The organism is Pseudomonas sp. WS 5146 (genome assembly GCF_012985495.1).
GTDB lineage: Bacteria > Pseudomonadota > Gammaproteobacteria > Pseudomonadales > Pseudomonadaceae > Aquipseudomonas > Aquipseudomonas edaphica.
On sequence record NZ_JAAQWL010000019.1, the window covers coordinates 1 to 18,744 of the forward strand.

Annotated in this window: 17 protein-coding genes; 7 read left to right on the plus strand and 10 right to left on the minus strand. The window is 61.7% G+C overall.

Features of this window, described 5'->3' with window-relative positions:
• Window positions 1-252: 252 nt before the first annotated feature.
• From HBO41_RS28865 to HBO41_RS28885, 4 genes are all read right to left on the minus strand, one after another.
• A complete protein-coding gene (locus tag HBO41_RS28865; protein ID WP_169988707.1) occupies window positions 253-1,935 on the minus strand; it encodes a ShlB/FhaC/HecB family hemolysin secretion/activation protein in 1,683 nt (560 codons plus the stop codon).
• A 186-nt stretch (window positions 1,936-2,121) separates the two neighbouring features.
• Window positions 2,122-3,870 carry a collagen-like triple helix repeat-containing protein gene (locus HBO41_RS28870; protein WP_262380564.1) on the minus strand — a complete coding sequence of 583 codons (1,749 nt, stop codon included), beginning with the start codon at window positions 3,868-3,870 and terminating at the stop codon, window positions 2,122-2,124.
• Window positions 3,871-4,172: 302 nt separating this feature from the next.
• Window positions 4,173-5,021, minus strand: coding sequence for a MaoC/PaaZ C-terminal domain-containing protein (locus tag HBO41_RS28880; RefSeq protein WP_169988709.1), 849 nt, complete (start codon window positions 5,019-5,021; stop codon window positions 4,173-4,175).
• Window positions 5,022-5,023: 2 nt separating this feature from the next.
• On the minus strand, window positions 5,024-6,367 hold the full coding sequence (locus HBO41_RS28885; RefSeq protein WP_017134703.1) for a 3-oxoacyl-ACP reductase: 1,344 nt from the start codon (window positions 6,365-6,367) through the stop codon (window positions 5,024-5,026).
• Between the two features lie 114 nt (window positions 6,368-6,481).
• Between HBO41_RS28885 and HBO41_RS28890 the strand changes: the two genes are divergently transcribed.
• Together HBO41_RS28890 and HBO41_RS28895 are read left to right on the plus strand one after the other, a co-directional pair.
• Window positions 6,482-7,759 carry an acetyl-CoA C-acetyltransferase gene (locus tag HBO41_RS28890; protein ID WP_017134704.1) on the plus strand — a complete coding sequence of 426 codons (1,278 nt, stop codon included), beginning with the start codon at window positions 6,482-6,484 and terminating at the stop codon, window positions 7,757-7,759.
• Window positions 7,760-7,893: 134 nt separating this feature from the next.
• Window positions 7,894-8,790, plus strand: a complete 897-nt coding sequence (locus tag HBO41_RS28895) for a PA4780 family RIO1-like protein kinase (RefSeq protein WP_017134705.1) — start codon at window positions 7,894-7,896, stop codon at window positions 8,788-8,790.
• Between the two features lie 112 nt (window positions 8,791-8,902).
• Here HBO41_RS28895 and cueR read toward each other — a convergent pair whose 3' ends face one another.
• From cueR to HBO41_RS28910, 3 genes are all read right to left on the minus strand, one after another.
• Window positions 8,903-9,304, minus strand: coding sequence for a Cu(I)-responsive transcriptional regulator (cueR, locus tag HBO41_RS28900; RefSeq protein ID WP_017134706.1), 402 nt, complete (start codon window positions 9,302-9,304; stop codon window positions 8,903-8,905).
• Window positions 9,301-11,517, minus strand: a complete 2,217-nt coding sequence (locus HBO41_RS28905; RefSeq protein WP_138451222.1) for a cation-translocating P-type ATPase — start codon at window positions 11,515-11,517, stop codon at window positions 9,301-9,303. The genes cueR and HBO41_RS28905 overlap by 4 nt, the downstream gene beginning before the upstream one ends.
• 65 nt (window positions 11,518-11,582) lie before the next feature.
• Window positions 11,583-11,963, minus strand: coding sequence for a hypothetical protein (locus HBO41_RS28910; RefSeq protein WP_069786911.1), 381 nt, complete (start codon window positions 11,961-11,963; stop codon window positions 11,583-11,585).
• A 147-nt stretch (window positions 11,964-12,110) separates the two neighbouring features.
• Here HBO41_RS28910 and HBO41_RS28915 point away from each other — a divergent pair, with 147 nt between their 5' ends.
• Together HBO41_RS28915 and HBO41_RS28920 are read left to right on the plus strand one after the other, a co-directional pair.
• Entirely contained in the window at window positions 12,111-12,308 is a 198-nt protein-coding gene (locus tag HBO41_RS28915) for a heavy-metal-associated domain-containing protein (RefSeq protein ID WP_169988711.1), read from the plus strand.
• Between the two features lie 87 nt (window positions 12,309-12,395).
• Window positions 12,396-13,589: a multidrug effflux MFS transporter gene (locus HBO41_RS28920; RefSeq protein ID WP_017134710.1), complete on the plus strand. Its 1,194-nt coding sequence runs from the start codon at window positions 12,396-12,398 to the stop codon at window positions 13,587-13,589.
• 8 nt (window positions 13,590-13,597) lie between these two features.
• On the opposite strand, the gene HBO41_RS28925 is transcribed toward HBO41_RS28920, so the two are convergent.
• The 3 genes from HBO41_RS28925 to HBO41_RS28935 all read right to left on the minus strand — a co-directional run bounded on the left by HBO41_RS28925 (window position 13,598) and on the right by HBO41_RS28935 (window position 15,391).
• On the minus strand, window positions 13,598-13,780 hold the full coding sequence (locus HBO41_RS28925; protein WP_017134711.1) for a hypothetical protein: 183 nt from the start codon (window positions 13,778-13,780) through the stop codon (window positions 13,598-13,600).
• A 145-nt stretch (window positions 13,781-13,925) separates the two neighbouring features.
• Window positions 13,926-14,939, minus strand: coding sequence for a zinc-binding alcohol dehydrogenase family protein (locus HBO41_RS28930; RefSeq protein ID WP_017134712.1), 1,014 nt, complete (start codon window positions 14,937-14,939; stop codon window positions 13,926-13,928).
• Window positions 14,940-15,097: 158 nt separating this feature from the next.
• Window positions 15,098-15,391, minus strand: coding sequence for a putative quinol monooxygenase (locus HBO41_RS28935; protein WP_017134713.1), 294 nt, complete (start codon window positions 15,389-15,391; stop codon window positions 15,098-15,100).
• A gap of 118 nt (window positions 15,392-15,509) precedes the next feature.
• On the opposite strand from HBO41_RS28935, the gene HBO41_RS28940 reads away from it, so the two are divergent.
• From HBO41_RS28940 to HBO41_RS28950, 3 genes are all read left to right on the plus strand, one after another.
• Window positions 15,510-16,424, plus strand: a complete 915-nt coding sequence (locus HBO41_RS28940) for a LysR family transcriptional regulator (RefSeq protein ID WP_169988713.1) — start codon at window positions 15,510-15,512, stop codon at window positions 16,422-16,424.
• A 148-nt stretch (window positions 16,425-16,572) separates the two neighbouring features.
• On the plus strand, window positions 16,573-17,259 hold the full coding sequence (locus tag HBO41_RS28945; protein WP_169988715.1) for a helix-turn-helix transcriptional regulator: 687 nt from the start codon (window positions 16,573-16,575) through the stop codon (window positions 17,257-17,259).
• A gap of 103 nt (window positions 17,260-17,362) precedes the next feature.
• Window positions 17,363-18,739: an MFS transporter gene (locus HBO41_RS28950; RefSeq protein WP_169988717.1), complete on the plus strand. Its 1,377-nt coding sequence runs from the start codon at window positions 17,363-17,365 to the stop codon at window positions 18,737-18,739.
• Window positions 18,740-18,744: the final 5 nt, after the last annotated feature.

The following is an 18,744-nucleotide window of genomic DNA, read 5'->3' on the forward strand; positions in this document are numbered from 1 at the left end:
GGGGTAAACCGGCAGGGATGCCGGTTTAGCCGCGCTGGGCCAAGGATGGCCCATCGCGGCGGCCCCCCAAATCACTGTCGGATTGCGGGCATGCCGAGCCACAGCGAGGCACCGAGTGTTGGGGCGAAGACCTTTTGCTTACTTTTGGGTCTTTCCAAAAGTGAGCCGCTGTAAGAGCGGAACCATAGGCCGCCGTTACCTAAATAACGGATATGTACTCCGCAGACCGCAGCCCGCAGCCACCCACAAACCTCACAACTGATAACTGAAACTCAAGGTATACCGCGGCCGCCGGTTAAAGCTGTCCAGGGCGATGTCCGACATCGGCTTGGCCGCTTCCAGGGCGATGTTGTAGTACTTGTTGTCGCCGAAGCGCAGGCCCACGGCCGCCGAGGACATGTCGTTGCCTTTGACCGGCAGTTCGTTGAACCAGGTCTTGGCGCGGTCAAGCACCACATACGGTTGCAGAACCTTCACCCAGTCGCCAGCGCGGTTGAAGCTGTAGTTGACCTCATACGCCACGCCCCAGCCCTTGTCGCCCGAAGCTTGATCATCGGGGTAGCCACGGCCGAAGTTCTGCCCGCCAAAGGTGGCGCGCTCGCTGTCGGGCAAGGTGGCGTCGCTCCAGTAGAACGCACCCGAAAGCACGCCTTGCCAGTTGTCGAAGAACTTGTCGCTCTGCACACCGGAAAGGCGCAGGCGGAAGAAGTCCAGATCAGGTTTAGCCGTGCCCAGGTCGCTGTGGGCTCTGGCACCCAGGCCGTTGATGCCTTGGTACAGGCCGGCGCTGAGGATGCGCAACTGGCGGGTGTCGGACTTGCGCCAGTCACCCTCGAACGCAAGGGCGCGCAGGTCGCTTTCGATGTCGAAACGGTTGGGGTAGCCCACGAGTTGATAGCGCGTGGTCTGGTCCACCGCATACAGGCGTGTGGCCAGGGTCAGCGACTCATTGGGTGAGGCAATCAGCGGGTGGCTGAGGCCAATGGTGTAGCGGTCGATCGACTGGTGCGGCTTGAGCTCGAAGCCGCCGTCCAGCTGGATATTGCTTTTGGGGTCGGCGCGATAACGCTCGGCGCCCAGTATCAACTGGCTGCCCTCGGCATTGATGAATTGGCTGTAGCCCACGCGGTAGTAATGTTCTTTGTCGTCACCCGGCGGGAACAGGCCGCTGACGTAAAGCTGCTCGCCCATGGACGTCTGGGAATTGCTGGTGGCGGTGAGCAACGCTTGGGTGCCGTTACGGTTGTTATCGACCAGGCTCATGCTGGTGGTAAACGGTTTGCGCGAGGCTTCGATCTTCATGTGCGTGGCGCCATCGGTAGTGCCCGGCGGCGGCACTTGCGCCTGCAGGGTCACGCCGGGAATACGCCCCATCAGCGTGGTATAGCGCTCGAACGTCTTGCGCGTGAGCGGGCGCTCGGCCAGCAGTTTGTTAGCCAGCTTGTCGACGTAGGCCGAGACTGAGCCGATGTCGCCGCTTTGCTCGTAATCCTTGATGTAACCCTCCACTAATACCACGCGCACCAGGCCGTTTTCGAAGCTCTGTTGCGGCAGGAACGCGTAGGACAACAGGTAGCCGTCCTGCTGGTAGCGACGCGTGATCGTGCGGGTGGCTTCGATCAGTTGCGCGAGGTTGGTCTCACGGCCAATCAGGGGCGCATAGGCCTTGGCTGTTTCGTCCAGCGGGTAGATCGTACCGCCCTCGATCTGCAGCTTGCGGATGGTGACTTTGGTGTCCATCAGCAACGGCTGGTTCTGGGGGGCAGGCGCTTGCGGCAACTGGGTCTGGGGTGTGGTCGGCCGATAAGCGTCGGCGGGCAGGTTGGGCACCGGCAAGTTGCGGATGGTGTCGTTGCTGTTGAGGAAGCTGGGAAGGGTCTCGGCCTGAACGTAAGCACTGAGGGTGAGCAATAACAACGGCGTCAACACGCGCATAGGACACTCCATGGTCAAACTGCAGCAGCGTTTCGGGCCCGCCGGGTTCTGGGACGCGGTTCGGGAGGGCCAGGTTTTTTAGATAAGACCGGCCCATAAAAAAGACGAGAGACTTATAAGGGTCTCTCGTCTCAACCAAGCGTAGGCGCTGTAGGGGAGGCCGTCTAATCGGCCAGGTGCAATTTATTATTTGCCGGTAAGGCCGTTCAGCAAACCGCCCAGACCGCCGCTTGTACCCGTGGTTGTACTGCCACTGCCCGATGTGCTGGCGCCGGTGCCGCCGGTGAGGCCGCCGAGCAAGCCACCGCTACTGCCACTGGTGCCGCCGGTGACCAAACCACCTACCGAGCCTACGGTGTTGCCGACTGTGGTGACGGTGGTACCTACCGCGTTGGTGATTGGGTTGGCATTAGCTGTGGTCAGGTTAGTGCCGATACCACTCACCGCACCGCCGACTTGAGTCACCAGGCCGTTGACTGGAGCGCCGAGGCCGGTAGTGGTGCCGACGTTTTGGGTCAGGCTGGTTACACCGGACGTTACTGGGTTAAGCGCCGCGCCCACGTTAGTGGCCAGGCCTGCCACCGGCGCAGTGGCGGCGGTGTTGGCGACGCCCGTGCCACCGAGAACGGTGCCGAGCGAGGCGACCGTGTTGCCCAATGCGCCACCGGTGACACCTGCTGCACTCACAGTGCCGTTGGTGTTGCCGGCGTTCAGGCCGCTACCCACGTTGGCCACCAGGCCACCGACCAGTTCAGGCAGGCCGGGCGCTGCTGCGCCACTGGCTGGAGCGACATAGCCGCCGGATTTATCGAGTGTGCCGCCTACGCCCGTCAGAGCGCTGCCGACGATGGTGGTAACAGGGTTGCCGGTGCCGCCAGCACTGGCGACTTGGGTGCCCAGGCCGGTGACGGTGCTGCCGACTTTATCCAGCAGCCCATTCACAGGGGTGCCCAGGCCGGTTGCCTTGCCGAGGTTGCCGGTAGTGTTTTCCACCAGCGACACCACAGGCACCAGTACTTTGCCGCCCACTGTGTTAGTTAACGAGCCCAATGGGCCAGTGGTGCTGGCAGTGCTGACGGTATCGCCGAGCATGGTGACGGCTTGACCGACTTTGTCCACTACACCACCTACCGTTCCACCGACGCCACCGGTCAAACCGCCCACTACGGGTACGCCGCCGAGGGTGGTCGAGAGCGATTTCCCAGTGGTCGACAGGCCAGTGCCCAGATCGGCAACGCCATTACCTACACCTGCGACCGTGATGCCCAGGGAGTTGCTGTTAGTGCCCAGCGAACCAAGACCGCTGGTGACGCCAGTGCCGATGCTGGTGACTGCAGTGCCGGTCGCCGTAACCAGGCCGCCTGCTGTTGTGCCGACGATAGGCACATTGTTCAAGGTCGAACCGAGGTCACCGACCGCTGCGCCTACGTTACCGACAGTGCCGCCCAGGGTGCCGGCAATCTGGCCGGTAACCAGAGGTGTAGTGGTTGAACCTGTGCCGCCGCCGGTTCCGCCACCTGTGCCACCGCCAGTGCCACCGCCGGTGCCGCCACCTGTGCCACCGCCAGTGCCACCACCGGTGCCGCCACCTGTGCCACCGCCAGTGCCGCCGCCTGTGCCACCGCCAGTACCACCACCGGTTCCGCCACCTGTGCCGCCGCCAGTGCCACCGCCGGTTCCGCCACCTGTGCCGCCGCCAGTGCCACCACCGGTACCGCCATCTGTACCGCCGCCAGTGCCACCACCGGTTCCGCCACCTGTACCACCGCCAGTACCACCACCAGCGCCGCTACCTGCACCTGCATCAGGAGAAGATGCCGCCACACTGCTGTGATGCCCGCCACCACCGCTGCTGCAGCCACCGAGGCTCATCGCCATGACCAGGGCCAGCGCGGTACTTGCTTTCCAAAGCACTACTTGAGTTTGAGTTTTCATGATTGAGTTTCCTTGCACCTGTACAACCTGGGTTGTTTTCAAACGCTCGCTATTTCTAGGGATAGCGATACGTTTGTCCGTGTTGTCATCACAGACCCGGGCACTCTTTCGCGCAACGCTCAACTTGGTATTAACGATTTATATACACCGGGCTGCAGTCGGCTTAATGACTAATACGAAGGGTGTAATCGAGGGATGTATCAAGATATTTATATTTTAAAAATCATGGGCTTGAATAAACAAACGGACGCCGAGGCGTCCGCTATAACTTAGGGTGTATATATACAATTAATGTGCTTTTTTCAGGCGATGGGTTGCCACTTGCCGAGCATATGTTGAATATCGCCGGCGCCGTTCAACTGTAACTCTCCGCTCGAGCCTGCGGCGCTGCTGAGCAAAACAACTTCACTGGGCAGGCGTACCGGTTTTTTGAACTCGACGTCTATTTCTACATTGGCGGCAGGCAAGTGCTCGTGTAGCGCGGCCAATGTTCGGGCGGTATTCCACAGCCCATGAGCGATAGCCTGGGGAAAGCCGAACAGCTTGGCCGTCAGCGCGCTCAGGTGGATCGGGTTGTAGTCGCCGGATACCCGCGCGTATTGGCGGCCGATATCAGCGGGCGCCTTCCACCGCGCCAGTTCGCTGACATTGCCGAAGACGGACAAGGGCTCCACTTGCGCCTCGCCGTCCAGCTTCACGCCTCGGCACAGCATGCGGCTGTTGGCTTCCCACAACAGTCCCAGCGCATCCTCGACCGTGGTCACAATGTTAAAGGTCGCACCTTTGGCGTGGGGCTGCAGATTGTGCGCGTATACACCGACCAGCAGGTTATTCACGCCGCCCAATGGCCGGTGGATACGAATGCGATTGCTCAGGTGAATCAACCCCAGCAGTGGAAAGGGGAATTTTTTGTCGGTGAGTAATTGCATCTGCAAACCGAACGCCAGGATATGCGGGTAAGTGCCCGGCAGCACCGGGCTGTCGGCAAACCCGCAGACCTTGCGATAAGCCGCGACGTCGGCCGGGTTCACGCGCACATGGCAGCGCAACCCTTCATCCGGCAAGGTGCTGCCGCTGATCTTGCGCTTGAGCGCCGCCCGCCAATACAGCGGCAACAGAAACGGGGTGCTGTCCAATGTCTGCCACTGCATAGTCACGCTCCCAGCAGGCTTTGCCCACATACGCGCAGCGCCTGGCCGCTGACGGCCCCGGAACCCGGCTGCCCGAGCCAGGCGACGGCTTCGGCCACGTCTTGCGGCAAACCACCCTGGCCCAAGGAACTCATGCGCCGCCCGGCTTCACGCAGGGCGAAGGGAATGTGCGCGGTCATCTGGGTTTCGATAAAACCCGGCGCGACCGCGTTGATGCTGATGCCACGCTCGCCCAGCAGCGGCGCCCACGCCTGGGCAAGGCCAATCAGCCCGGCCTTGCTCGCGGCGTAGTTGGTTTGCCCGCGATTACCGGCAATCCCGCTGATCGACGCCAGCAGCACTACGCGGCCGTTGTCGTGCAGGGTGCCGCTATCAAGCAGGGCTTTGGTCAGCACTTGGGGCGCGTTGAGGTTGACCGCCAATACGGCGTCCCAATATTCCGGCGTCATGTTGGCCAGGGTTTTATCGCGGGTGATGCCGGCGTTATGCACCACGATGTCGATGCCGTCGGGCAGGTGTTCGATCAACTGTGTGGCCGCGTCTTCGGCGCAGATATCCAGCACCACGGTGCGCGCACCCAAGCGAGCGGCGAGGGCTTCGAGGTCGGCCTTGGCCTGGGGCACATCCAGCACGATCACTTCGGCACCGTCGCGCGCCAGGGTTTCGGCAATGGAGGCGCCGATACCACGCGCAGCACCCGTGACCAGCGCCTTGCGCCCGGCCAGCGGGCGCGTCCAGTCTTCAACCGGGGTGGCGCAGGCCTGCAGGCGAATGACCTGGCCAGAGATATACGCACTTTTCGGTGACAGGAAGAAACGCAGCGCGCCTTCCAGCTGATCTTCAGCGCCGTCGCCCACATACAACAGTTGCAACACGCCGCCGCTGCGCAATTCCTTGGCCAGTGAACGGCTGAAACCCTCCAGGGCACGCTGTGCACTGGCGGCAAACGGGTCGCTGAGGCTTTCCGGCGCGCGTCCCAGAATCACCAGATGTGCGCTGTGATCGAGATTTTTCAGCAAAGGCTGAAAGAATTCGCGCAGTTGCTTGAGCTGGTCGGTGTGCTGCAAGTCGCTGGCGTCAAACACCACGGCCTTGAGCTTGGGGCCGTGGCCTGGGATCCAGGTCGACGATTCGGCGCCGTAGGTGTAAATCGCGTCGGTCAGTTTGTGCGCAAATACCTGCACCTTGGCGGCCAGCGCGCCACCGCCCAGCAGCAGAGCACCTTCCACCGGGCGCAGGCGCCCAGCTTGCCAGCGTTCCAGGCGTACCGGTGACGGCAGGCCAATGGCGGCGACCAGGCGATGGCCGAGGCTTGAGTTGGCGAAGTCGATATAACGGTCAGACATGGAACGCTCTCCGAGTGCTGGGGTTCAAACGGTGGACCATCAATAGGTGAAAGTCGTTCGATTGAGCCTAGGCTAGGCTCAGAGATTCACCCCATAACCTTCAGGGAGCTTTCCATGACTCAATTGCGCCGTGTAGCGATCATTGGCGGTAACCGCATCCCCTTCGCCCGTTCCAATGGCCCATATGCCACGGCGAGTAACCAGGCGATGCTCACCGCTGCCCTCGAAGGCCTGATCGAGCGCTACAACCTGCACGGCCTGCGCATCGGCGAGGTGGCGGCCGGTGCGGTGCTCAAGCATTCGCGCGACTTCAACCTCACCCGCGAATGCGTGCTGGGCTCGCGCCTGTCGCCGCAAACCCCGGCCTATGACATTCAGCAGGCGTGCGGCACCGGGCTGGAAGCGGCGTTGCTGGTGGCCAACAAGATTGCCCTGGGGCAGATCGAATGCGGGATTGCCGGCGGCGTCGACACTACGTCCGATGCGCCGATTGGTGTGAATGAAGGCCTGCGCAAAATCTTGTTGCAAGCCAACCGCAGCAAGTCCATGGCGGATAAATTAAAAGTCCTGTTACAACTTCGTCCCCATCACCTTAAGCCGGAGCTGCCACGCAATGGCGAGCCGCGCACCGGCCTGTCCATGGGCCAGCATTGCGAGCTGATGGCGCAGACCTGGCAGATACCGCGTGCCGAGCAGGATCAACTGGCGTTGGAAAGCCATCAGAAAATGGCCGCGTCCTACGCCGAAGGCTGGCACAACGATTTGCTTACTCCGTTTCTCGGCCTGACCCGCGACAATAACCTGCGCCCCGACCTGACCCTGGAAAAACTCGCCAACCTTAAACCGGCGTTCGAGCGCAGTGAAAAGGGCACGCTCACCGCCGGTAACTCCACGCCACTGACCGACGGCGCCTCCTTGGTGCTGCTGGGCAGTGAAGCCTGGGCCAAGGAACGTGGCTTGCCGATTCTTGCTTACTTGCGCGATGGCGAAGCGGCGGCTGTGGATTTCGTCAACGGCGCCGAAGGCCTGCTCATGGCACCGGTGTACGCAGTGCCACGCTTGCTGGCGAGAAATGGCCTGACACTCCAGGATTTTGACTACTACGAGATTCACGAAGCCTTTGCTGCCCAAGTTTTGTGCACGCTCAAGGCCTGGGAAGACCCGGAGTATTGCAGGACGCGTCTGGGGCTCGACGCGCCGCTGGGCGCCATTGATCGCAGCCGGCTCAACGTCAAAGGCAGCTCATTGGCGGCCGGCCACCCGTTTGCCGCCACAGGCGGGCGCATCGTCGCCAACCTGGCCAAATTGCTCGACGCGGCGGGCAAGGGCAGAGGGCTGATTTCGATCTGCGCCGCTGGCGGCCAGGGCGTGACGGCGATTATCGAACGCTGAATGCCGACGAAATTGGCATATTGAGTGCATTCTTCAGCGGTCAGAGGTCGGTAGCCCCTCCCACCGGCGCGCCGATTGCCGTATAACGAGTGCCATACGCGTATTTGGTAATAAAGGACCCACAATAAAAGCTGATGAAGACTCCTAAACGCATTGAACCCCTGATCGAAGACGGTCTGGTCGACGAAGTGCTGCGCCCTCTCATGAGCGGTAAAGAAGCAGCTGTTTATGTGGTGCGCTGCGGCAATGAATTGCGTTGCGCCAAGGTTTACAAGGAGGCGAATAAACGAAGTTTTCGTCAGGCATCCGAATACCAGGAAGGCCGTAAGGTTCGTAACAGCCGCCAGGCCCGGGCCATGGCGAAAGGCTCCAAGTTCGGCAAGAAAGAAACCGAAGACGCTTGGCAAAACGCCGAAGTGGCGGCGTTGTTCCGCCTCGCCGGCGCGGGCGTTCGCGTGCCTCAGCCGTTCGACTTCCTGGAAGGCGTGCTGCTGATGGAACTGGTGGCCGACGAGTACGGCGATGCAGCGCCGCGTCTTAACGACGTAACGCTGGAGCCGGACCAGGCGCGCGAATATCACGCCTTCCTGATTTCCCAGATCGTGCTGATGCTGTGTACTGGCCTGGTGCACGGTGACCTGTCCGAGTTCAACGTACTGCTCACGCCGACCGGCCCGGTGATCATCGACCTGCCCCAGGCAGTGGATGCGGCGGGCAACAACCACGCATTCAGCATGCTGGAGCGGGATGTGGGCAACATGGCTTCCTACTTCGGGCGTTTTGCCCCGGAGTTGAAGAAGACCAAGTACGCCAAGGAAATGTGGGCACTGTACGAAGCCGGCACCTTGCACCCGGCCAGCGTGTTGACCGGCGAGTTTGATGAGCCGGAAGAGCTGGCGGATGTGGGCGGTGTGATCCGCGAAATCGAAGCGGCGCGGCTGGATGAAGAGCGCAAGCAAGCGGTTCGGGCGGCGGATGATGCGCCACCGAGCAAGACTGCGGAAGAACCGCCGCCGCCTTGGATGCAGTGATCTCCCGGCAATTGGAGATCTAAAAAGTGTGGGAGCTGGCTTGTTGTGGGAGCTCCCACATAAGGCAGCCGCCACATAAGCCTGTTCCCATATTTGTTTTGTGCAGAGCTGATCAGGCGCAACAGCTGCCCGACGCCAACTCCTTGAGTATCGGGCAATCCGGCCGATGGTCACCCTGGCAGTGTTCCACCAGGTCCTGCAACGTGTCGCGCAATTGCCCCAGCTCCAGAATCTTCTGGTTCAGTTCCTCGATATGCTGGCGCGCCAGGGCTTTTACGTCGGCGCTGGCCCGCTGGCGGTCTTGCCACAGGGTCAGCAGCTTGCCGACTTCTTCCAACGAAAACCCAAGATCCCGCGAGCGTTTGATAAACGCCAACGTGTGCAAGTCATCGCTGCCATACACGCGGTAGCCGCTGTCGGTGCGGTGCGCGGCTTTGAGCAGGCCGATGGATTCGTAGTAGCGAATCATCTTGGCGCTCAGCCCGCTCTGGCGGGCGGCTTGGCCTATGTTCATGGGCGCTTGTCCTCCAATTGCTCCGGTTTCCAAATGCTCGGTTTCCAGGTTTTCAACAATAACGCATTGCTCACCACGCTGACGCTGGACAAGGCCATGGCCGCACCTGCGAGCACCGGGTTGAGCAGGCCAAAGGCAGCCAGCGGAATGCCGATCAAGTTATACACAAAGGCCCAGAACAGGTTCTGGCGGATTTTTGCGTAGGTCTTGCGGCTGATCTCCAGCGCGGCCGGCACCAGGCGCGGGTCGCCACGCATCAGCGTGATCCCGGCGGCGTGCATAGCCACATCGGTACCGCCGCCCATGGCGATGCCGATATCGGCGGCGGCCAGGGCCGGGGCGTCGTTGATGCCATCGCCGACCATGGCGACGACGCCGGTCTTTTTCAGCTCGGCCACCGTCGCGGCCTTGTCGGCTGGCAGCACTTCGGCGTGTACATCATCGATGCCCAGCGCCAGGGCGACCACGCGGGCACTGCCGCGATTATCGCCGGTGAGCAAGTGGCTGCTGATGTGCTGAGCCTTGAGTTGTTCCACGGCTTCCAATGCGCCGGGCTTGAGGGTGTCGCCAAACGCAAACAGCCCCAACACGCGTGGTTGTGCGCCTTGTTCAATCAACCACGACAAGGTGCGGCCTTCGGCTTCCCAGGCGTTGGCAGACTCGGCCAGCTCACCTGCGCTCAAGCCGTTCTCTTCGAGCATGCGGCGGTTGCCCAAGGCCAGTTCACGGCCATCCAAAGTGCCAGCAATGCCGCGTCCGGTCAGCGATTGGCTGGCGCTCACGTCCGCCACGATCAGCCCTTTTTCACCACACGCATCCAGCACGGCCTTGGCCAACGGGTGCTCGCTGCCGCGTTGCAAGGCGCCAGCCTGTTGCAGCAATAAATCTTCATTGCCATCCACCGCGGCCAGGTGCGCAATTTTTGGCGCGCCGGAGGTGAGTGTGCCGGTCTTGTCGAACACCACCGCGCTGACGGCATGGGCACGTTCCAGCGCTTCGGCGTCCTTGATCAGGATGCCATAGCGCGCCGCCACGCCGGTGCCGGCCATGATGGCGGTCGGCGTGGCCAGGCCCAGGGCGCATGGGCAAGCGATCACCAGCACCGCGACGGCATTGATGATCGCGGTTTCCAGTGAAGCGCCGTACAACCACCACCCCACCAGCGTAACCAAGGCCAGCACCAGCACGGCCGGCACAAAGACCTGGCTGACTTTATCCACCAGTTTCTGGATCGGTGCCTTGGCAGCCTGGGCGTCTTCCACCAGACGGATGATTCGCGCCAGCACACTTTCTGCACCCAGCGCCTGGGTGCGTACCAGCAAGCGGCCTTCGCCATTAATGGCGCCGCCGGTGATCTTGTCGCCCGGCTGTTTCGGCACCGGCAGGCTCTCGCCGCTGATCAAGGCCTCGTCGGCGTGGCTTTGGCCGTCCACCACTTCGCCGTCCACCGGGAAGCGCTCGCCAGGTTTGACCAGCACCAGGTCGTCGAGCTTCAGCGCAGTGATGGCGACGTCTTCTTCACGGCCTTCAAACACGCGAATCGCGCGTTCCGGGCGCAGGGCTTCGAGGGCACGGATGGCGCTGGCGGTCTGGCGCTTGGCGCGGCTTTCGAGGTATTTACCCAGCAACACCAGGGCGATCACCACGGCTGAGGCTTCGAAATACAGGTGCGGCATAGTGCCCACGGGCGCCGTGAGCCATTCATAAATGCTCAGGCCATAACCGGCGCTGGTGCCGATGGCCACCAGCAGGTCCATATTGCCAGCACCGGCGCGCACGGCTTTCCAGGCGGCTATATAGAAGCGTGCGCCAAAGATGAATTGCACGGGAGTGGCCAGCGCGAATTGCACCCAGGCCGGGAGCATCCAATGCAGGCCGAACGGCTCCACCAGCATCGGCAGCACCAATGGCAGCGCCAACGCGATGGCCAACAACAACGACCAGCGCTCGTGGTGCAGACGCTGGGCCTGTTTAGCGTCGGTGACGGTCTCGCTTTGCGGCAGGGTGGCGGTGTAGCCGGCCTTGTCGACGGCGGCGATCAGCACGCCGGGGTCCATCTGACCGAGAACTTCGATGTGGGCACGTTCGTTGGCCAGGTTGACGCTGACGCTTTGCACCCCCGGCACCTTGCCCAGCGCGCGCTCGACACGCCCGGCACAGCTGGCGCAGGTCATGCCGCTGATGGGCAGGTCAAAGGTGGTGGATCCATTCATGGGGCAGTCCTCCAGAGAAGTTGCCCCTAGCATCAACCTTGACCTATTGGGAAGGTCAAGCGTGTTCAGTAATCCAGTGCGGCGTTCTTCAGGTACATGCCATCCGGGCCTTGCGCGATGCGTACTTTGCGCACGTCGCCGGCTTTAAGCGTGATGTTCTGCGCAGGCGGTGCGAGCATGCCCGGCAGGCAACCTGGCGATTGACCCGGCAGCAGCTTGAGGCGCAGCGACACATTGCCCGCCGGCAAGTTGAACGAGGTGGCCTGTTCCTGGAACAGGCGCCCGGCCAACTGGTCCTGGATATACAGGCCGATTTCGCAATTGGTCGGCACTTCCAGGCGCTCGCGGGAAATGATCAACACCGCATAGTCCTGGTCCGCGTACGCCATGGGCGCAGCGGCGGACAAGCTCAACAGGCCGATAAGGCTAAAAAACGACCAGCGCATGGCGAATGCTCCGTGGTTCAAATCCAAGATGCATGAAGCTTGGCCGAGGCAACGCTGGAATACCAGCCCGGTCGCAATTTTGAGCGCTTGACCTTGCCATCGTGGCAAGGTCGAGACTGGCGCCAACCTCATCAAAGGAGTCATGTCATGCAAGTATTCAGTGTTGAAGGAATGACCTGCGGCCATTGTGTTCGGGCGGTCACTCAAGCAGTACACAGCCAGGACCCGGCGGCGAGCGTCAACGTCAACCTGGCCGCCGAGGAAGTCGGGGTTGAAAGCCGGCTGTCCGACGAGCAAGTCATCGCGCTGATCACCGAAGAAGGCTACAGCGCCAAGCTCGCGTAAAATTTCCGATAGTTAGCGAGCTATCGTAATGTTCATCACACCCAAGCGCGGCTAGACTGTCGGGCTGCCGACTCACTTGGGTGTCTGATGAACCTCCGCATAATCCTGATTCTGGGCGCCTTGAGCGCCTTCGCGCCGTTGGCGATCGATTTTTACCTGCCGGGCTTTCCGGCGATGGCCACCGCTTTTGCCACCGACGAAAAACACATCCAGCTGACCCTCGCCGTGTATTTCGGCGGCCTGGCCATCGGCCAATTGATCTACGGGCCGCTGGCGGATCGCTTTGGCCGGCGCGTGCCGCTGCTCAGTGGCGTGACCCTGTTTACCCTGGCGTCCTTCGCCTGCGCCTACGCGCCGTCCCTGGACTGGTTGATCGGCGCGCGTTTTGTGCAAGCCCTTGGCGGCTGCGCGGGCATGGTGATTTCGCGGGCGGTGGTCAGCGACAAATGTGATGCCGTGGGCTCGGCCAAAGTCTATTCGCAGCTGATGCTGGTGACCGGCCTGGCACCGATCCTCGCGCCGTTGGCGGGTGGGGTGATGGTCGGCCTGTGGGGCTGGCAGTCGATTTTCCTCGCGTTGTCGATTTTCAGCGTGATGGCGGCCATCGCCGTGGCGGTCGGGTTGCCGGAAACCTTGCCGGCCGATAAGCCGCGTCAACCGCTGTCCGGCTCGCTGAGCCGCTATGTCAGCCTGTTGTCGGACCGGGTTTATCTGGGCTACGCCCTCACCGGTGGTATCTCGATTGCCGGGATGTTTGCCTACATCGCCGGTTCCCCGTTCGTCTTTATCAAACTCTATGGCGTGCCCGCCGAGCATTACGGCTGGGTATTTGGCTCCAATGCCGCCGGCTTTATCCTGGTAGCGCAGCTTAATGCGCGGTTGCTGGCCAAGCGTGGCCCGGCGTTTCTGCTGTCGCGCACCGTGTGGGTCTACGTGGCGGCGGCGTTGACGCTGTTGGCCATTGCCGCGCTGCGTACCGAGGCGTTATGGCCGTTACTGGTGCCGCTGTTTATCTGCATCGCCAGCCTGGGCTGCATTTTGCCCAACACCTCGGCGTGTGCCATGGCCGGGCAGGGTGCACGGGCCGGCAGCGCCTCGGCATTGCTCGGTTGCATTCAGTTTGGTGTGGCGGCAGGCGCGGCGTCGTTGGTCGGCGTGTTGCACGACGGCACGGCGATGCCGATGGCGATGGTCATCAGCTTGTGCGGTGTATTGGCGGTGACGATTGCGGTGTCGACCCAGCGCCTGCAACGGGCGAGGGCCGCGCAGGCGCAGGTCTGAGGTGCTAATCAGCCGGCGGCGGAGCGTTGCTGGCTGAGGGGAATGCGGTGGGGCGCCTGGATGCGGGCTTGCAGGGTGTCGGCAAAGGCGCGGGCCTCGGCCTCACTGCGGAAGGTGAAGGCGTCACCGTCGAGGCTGACCTGCCATTTGTTGCCTGGGGATTTTGCTAACGCTCTTATCAGGATCTTCATTGCTGACTTCCTCACGTAAAAGAATCGTGGCAAAGGCGGCCAATATAAACCTGAATGCGTTCGCAAATATGACAAAGATCAACTCTCTGACTAGCGGTGTCGTCCATTACTCACATGAATAATGGACGACTCTGACAGCTACTTGTTAGAACCCTTCCAATACGATCTTGCCCTTGGCCTTGCCGCTTTCCAGCAGCGCATGGGCGCGGCGCAGGTTGGCTGCGTTGATCACGCCGAAGTGCTCGCCCACCGTGGTTTTCAAGGTGCCGGCGTCGATCAGTTCGGCCACGCGGTTGAGCAGATTGTGCTGTTCGATCATGTCCGGCGTCTCGAACATCGAGCGTGTGTACATGAACTCCCAGTGCAGTGACAGGCTCTTGCGCTTGAGTTTGCTCACATCCAGCACCTTGGGGTCGTCGATCAACGCCAGCTTGCCTTGCGGCTGCAGGGCTTCGACCAGTTCGTCCAAGTGATGGTCGGTCTGGGTCAGGCTGGCGACGTGGGTTACCTGCGCCTGGCCGGCATTTTTCAACGCCTCGCTCAGTGGCTGGCTGTGATCGATCACCACATCGGCGCCGAGCGCCTTGGCCCATTCCTGGGTTTCCGGGCGTGAGGCGGTGCCGATAACGTTCAATGCGGTGAGCTGCTTGGCCAACTGGGTCAGGATCGAACCCACACCGCCGGCAGCGCCGACGATCAGCAGGCTCTGGCCTTCATCTTCTTTACCTTCACGCACTTGCAGGCGCTCGAACAGCAGCTCCCAGGCGGTGATGGCGGTGAGTGGCAGTGCGGCGGCTTCGGCAAAACCCAGGCTCTTGGGCATATGGCCGACGATGCGTTCATCCACGGTGTGCAGTTCGCTGTTGCCGCCTGGGCGCACCAGGGAACCGGCGTAGAACACCTTGTCGCCCGCCTTGAACAGCGTCACTTCGCTGCCGACCGCCTTGACCACACCGGCCACGTCCCAACCCAGTACCTTGGCCGCGCCGTTTTCCGGGGCGACGTTCTGGCGCACTTTGGTGTCCACCGGGTTGACCGAGATGGCTTTGACCTCCACCAGCAGGTCACGCGGGCCGGCGACCGGCTCCGGCAGTTGGATGTCTTGCAGGGATTTTTCGTCGCTGATCGGCAGTGAGGCGTAGTAGGCAATGGCTTTCATATTGGCTCCGGGTAAAGAAGGTGGTCGAGAGTCAGGCTAAATGTGGCGAGGGAGCTTGCTCCCGCTGGGCTGCGAAGCAGCCCCAAAACCTGTCGGTAAGCGCTTCGCACCCCAGCGCAAGCAAGTGTGCTCGCCACAAAAACTTGCTGATGGGGTGATCAGGCAAGAAATTGCAGGCGCTTGAGTTCGAAATGTTCGAGCACATCCGCAGCCTTGGCGCGGAAGCTTTGGATATGCGCGCTCTGGTCGTGATCGGCCAGCGCCGCGTCGTCGCTCCAGCGTTCGAGCATGTAGAAGGTTTCTGGGTGTTGCAGGTCCTGGTGCAGGTCGTACTGCTCGCAACCGGCTTCCAGGCGAGTCGGTTCCAACAGGCCGCGCAGCAGGGTTTCCAACTTGGCCTGCTGGCCAGGTTTGGCGATCAGCGTGGCGATGACGTTAAAGGCAGCGGACATATTCAACTCCAGACACGTGATGTACGGGATGGGCAGATGATTAGCTATTTCCAGCACAGATAAAAGCGGCTAAAACAGCGGTCTGTTTCAATAGAATTTTGATAATAGGCGAGGGTACATGCTGCGTTTTGATGATTTGCAGTTGTTTGTGCGGGCGGCGGACCTCGGCAGTTTGTCGGCCGCTGCACGCATCATGGACCTCTCGCCTGCCGTGGCGAGCGCGGCGCTCAAGCGTATCGAACAGCAACTGTGCACGCGCTTGCTGGCGCGCTCCACTCGCAGTTTGCGCTTGACCGCTGAAGGCGAGGGTTTTTTGGAATATGCCCGCGCCGCGTTGAGTTCGCTGGACGAAGGGCGGCGCTTATTGGCCAGCGGCCAGGACCATGTCAGCGGTGTGCTGCAACTGTCGGCGCCGTCGGATTTCGGGCGCAACCAGTTACTGCCGTGGCTGGATGAGTTTCAGCTTGAATACCCGCAATTGAACATCCGCCTGCTGCTGGGCGACCGCATTGCCGACCTGTTCCGCCAGCCGGTGGATATCGCCCTGCGCTACGGCGAGCCTGAAGATTCCAGCCTGGTCGCGCTGCCCATCGCCCCGGACAACATTCGCGTGCTGTGCGCCGCACCCAGCTACCTGGCACGGCATGGCGAGCCCCGGCATCTTGAGCAGTTGGCGCAGCACAATTGCCTGTTGTACATGCTGGGCAGCCGTGTCCACGACCACTGGGGTTTTTACGACGGCAAGCGCGAGGTCGGCCTGACTGTAAGCGGTGACCGCTTCAGTGACGACGCCGATGTGGTGCGCCGCTGGGCGGTGGCGGGTGTCGGCATTGCCTACAAGTCGTGGCTGGATGTGAGCACCGACGTGCTCGCGGGGCGTTTGCGCCTGGTGTTGCCGGAGCTGCGCGGCGAGCGCACGCCGCTCAACCTGCTGTGCGCCCACCGTGCTCAGTTGAGTAAACCCATTAACCTGCTGCGGGAAATGCTCGTGTCCCGTTGTGCGGCTTTGACCGCGCAAAGGCCGGGGCGATAGAGCGTTAGGCAATAGCCTCCACCAAAGCCAGAAATTTCACTCAGAGCCTGTCCCCATTCGCGCTGTCGGACGCCGCGGAATGGGCGGTTTGCGCCCCTATACTTTGGTTCCAACCGCAGCAGACAAATGATTTACAAGGAGTGAATACATGGAAGAAGCACCTTGCATCAGTCAGATCGCCAGCTTGCTCGCTGAGCCCAAGCGCACCGCCATGCTCTGGTCACTGATGGACGGTTCGGCGAAAACCGCAGACGAACTGGCTATGCTCGCCGGGCTGTCCGCCGCGTCGGCCAATGCGCATCTTGCGCGCCTTATCGGCAGCGGTTTGCTGCGCAGCGAGGCCAAGCGCGGCAAGCGCCTGTTTCGCATGGCCGCCGTGGATGTCTGTGCGGCCGTCGACGCATTGGCCTGTACCACCTTGGCCTGTGCCGCACGCAACGCTCCGCAGGTTTTCCCGCGAGTATCCCTGGCGCCGCCGCCGTTGCGGCGCGCGCGTTTGTGCCAGGGGCATCTGGGCGGTGAACTGGCAGCGGGGCTTTATCAGCGCATGCTGGAGGCCGGCTGGATCGACCGCTACGAACAGCGTACCGACGTGACCGTCACCGGCGCGCAGCATTTCGCGACCTTGGGCATTTTTATCCAGGCACTGTCTGCGCCGTTGGCCTGCGACTGTTTTGACTGGAGCCAGCAGCAGCCGCACCTGGGGGGGGCATTGGGGGCCGGGTTGTTGCAGTTGTTTTTGCAGTGCGGCTGGATCAACGCGGTCAACGAGTCGCGTGCCTTGCTGGTGACCGACCTGGGGCTTGCGGAAATCAACCGTCTGGCCACGGCGTAGGTGCGTGCGTCGCTCAGAGTTTCAGTCAGGTCGTATCCAGCAATAATCGGGTAAAACGATGCCGCACACTCGCCTTGGGGATTTTTCACTCGGGGGGTATGGCATGGGTATGCAAGGCTATAGCGCTGCGGAACGGCTGGAACGGTTGCCCATCAGCGGTTACCACCGAATCATTTTCATCATCATCGCCTTGGCGTTTTTTTTCGACTCCATGGACCTGGCGATGATGACCTTCCTGTTGGGCTCGATAAAAACCGAGTTCGGCCTGAGCACGGCCCAGGCCGGGTTACTCGCCAGTTCGAGTTTTTTCGGCATGGTGGTCGGTGCGTCCTTGTCCGGCATGTTGGCTGACCGTTTCGGGCGCAAGCCGGTGTTTCAGTGGAGCATCGTGTTGTGGGGCGTCGCCAGTTACCTGTGCTCCACGGCGCAGACGGTGGAAACGCTGACGCTGTTTCGCATCCTGCTGGGGATCGGCATGGGTATGGAATTCCCGATTGCGCAGTCGATGCTCTCGGAGCTGATTCCCGCCAAGGGCCGTGGGCGATATATCGCCTTGATGGATGGCTTCTGGCCGCTGGGGTTTGTGGCGGCGGGTGTGCTGTCCTACTTTTTGCTGCCGGTGATTGGCTGGCGCGACATCTTCCTGGTGTTGGCGGTACCGGCGGTGTTTGTGCTGGCGATTCGTTTTTTTATCCCGGAATCGCCACGCTGGCTGGAACAGGCCGGGCGGCATGCAGCGGCGGACAAGGTGTTGCTCGGCATTGAGCAGAAGGTCCGCGACTCGCTGGGGCGTGCGGACTTGCCGGAGCCGATTGCCTTGCCGCGGGTTGAGAGCGTGCCGGGCACGTTTTTCTCGGCGTTCCAGCAGTTGTGGTCGGCGCAGTATCGCCAACGCACGATGATGATCTGGAGCGTGTGGTTTTTTGCCTTGCTGGGTTTCTACGGGCTGACCTCCTGGCTGAGTGCGCTGTTGCAGCAGTCGGGTTTTGCCGTGACGCAATCGGTGTATTACACGGTGATCATTTCCCTGGGCGGGATACCGGGCTTCTTGATGGCGGCCTGGCTGGTGGAACGTTGGGGCCGTAAACCGGTGTGTGTGGTGACATTGCTGGGCGGCGGGGTGATGGCGTTTCTGTATGGGCAGAGCGCGGTGTTTGGCGGCAACGTGGGGCTGCTGATTACCTCGGGGCTGTTGATGCAGTTCTTTCTGTTTGGCATGTGGGCGGTGTTGTACACCTATACGCCGGAGCTGTATCCCACTTCGGCGCGGGCCACCGGTTCCGGGTTTGCCTCGGCGATTGGCCGGGTCGGGTCATTGCTGGGGCCGTTGGTGACCGGGCTGGTGTTTCCGATAACCGGGCAGGGTGGGGTGTTTGCCTTGGGGGCGCTGTGTTTTGCGGTGGCGGCGCTGGTGGTGGGGGTGTTTGGGATGGAGACCAAGGGCAAGACCCTGGAAGAACTGACTCAATCTCAAGGCTGATGAGA

What these genes read in the sequence shown, in the direction of transcription:
- HBO41_RS28935 (WP_017134713.1), bottom strand. Translation starts at nt 15,391, where the DNA reads ATGTCCGCTGCCTTTAACGTCATCGCCACGCTGATCGCCAAACCTGGC.
- HBO41_RS28870 (WP_262380564.1), bottom strand. Translation starts at nt 3,870, where the DNA reads ATGAAAACTCAAACTCAAGTAGTGCTTTGGAAAGCAAGTACCGCGCTG.
- HBO41_RS28940 (WP_169988713.1), top strand. Translation starts at nt 15,510, where the DNA reads ATGCTGCGTTTTGATGATTTGCAGTTGTTTGTGCGGGCGGCGGACCTC.
- HBO41_RS28885 (WP_017134703.1), bottom strand. Translation starts at nt 6,367, where the DNA reads ATGTCTGACCGTTATATCGACTTCGCCAACTCAAGCCTCGGCCATCGC.
- HBO41_RS28915 (WP_169988711.1), top strand. Translation starts at nt 12,111, where the DNA reads ATGCAAGTATTCAGTGTTGAAGGAATGACCTGCGGCCATTGTGTTCGG.
- HBO41_RS28930 (WP_017134712.1), bottom strand. Translation starts at nt 14,939, where the DNA reads ATGAAAGCCATTGCCTACTACGCCTCACTGCCGATCAGCGACGAAAAA.
- HBO41_RS28925 (WP_017134711.1), bottom strand. Translation starts at nt 13,780, where the DNA reads ATGAAGATCCTGATAAGAGCGTTAGCAAAATCCCCAGGCAACAAATGG.
- HBO41_RS28910 (WP_069786911.1), bottom strand. Translation starts at nt 11,963, where the DNA reads ATGCGCTGGTCGTTTTTTAGCCTTATCGGCCTGTTGAGCTTGTCCGCC.
- HBO41_RS28880 (WP_169988709.1), bottom strand. Translation starts at nt 5,021, where the DNA reads ATGCAGTGGCAGACATTGGACAGCACCCCGTTTCTGTTGCCGCTGTAT.
- HBO41_RS28895 (WP_017134705.1), top strand. Translation starts at nt 7,894, where the DNA reads ATGAAGACTCCTAAACGCATTGAACCCCTGATCGAAGACGGTCTGGTC.
- HBO41_RS28920 (WP_017134710.1), top strand. Translation starts at nt 12,396, where the DNA reads ATGAACCTCCGCATAATCCTGATTCTGGGCGCCTTGAGCGCCTTCGCG.
- HBO41_RS28950 (WP_169988717.1), top strand. Translation starts at nt 17,363, where the DNA reads ATGGGTATGCAAGGCTATAGCGCTGCGGAACGGCTGGAACGGTTGCCC.
- HBO41_RS28945 (WP_169988715.1), top strand. Translation starts at nt 16,573, where the DNA reads ATGGAAGAAGCACCTTGCATCAGTCAGATCGCCAGCTTGCTCGCTGAG.
- HBO41_RS28865 (WP_169988707.1), bottom strand. Translation starts at nt 1,935, where the DNA reads ATGCGCGTGTTGACGCCGTTGTTATTGCTCACCCTCAGTGCTTACGTT.
- HBO41_RS28905 (WP_138451222.1), bottom strand. Translation starts at nt 11,517, where the DNA reads ATGAATGGATCCACCACCTTTGACCTGCCCATCAGCGGCATGACCTGC.
- HBO41_RS28890 (WP_017134704.1), top strand. Translation starts at nt 6,482, where the DNA reads ATGACTCAATTGCGCCGTGTAGCGATCATTGGCGGTAACCGCATCCCC.
- cueR (WP_017134706.1), bottom strand. Translation starts at nt 9,304, where the DNA reads ATGAACATAGGCCAAGCCGCCCGCCAGAGCGGGCTGAGCGCCAAGATG.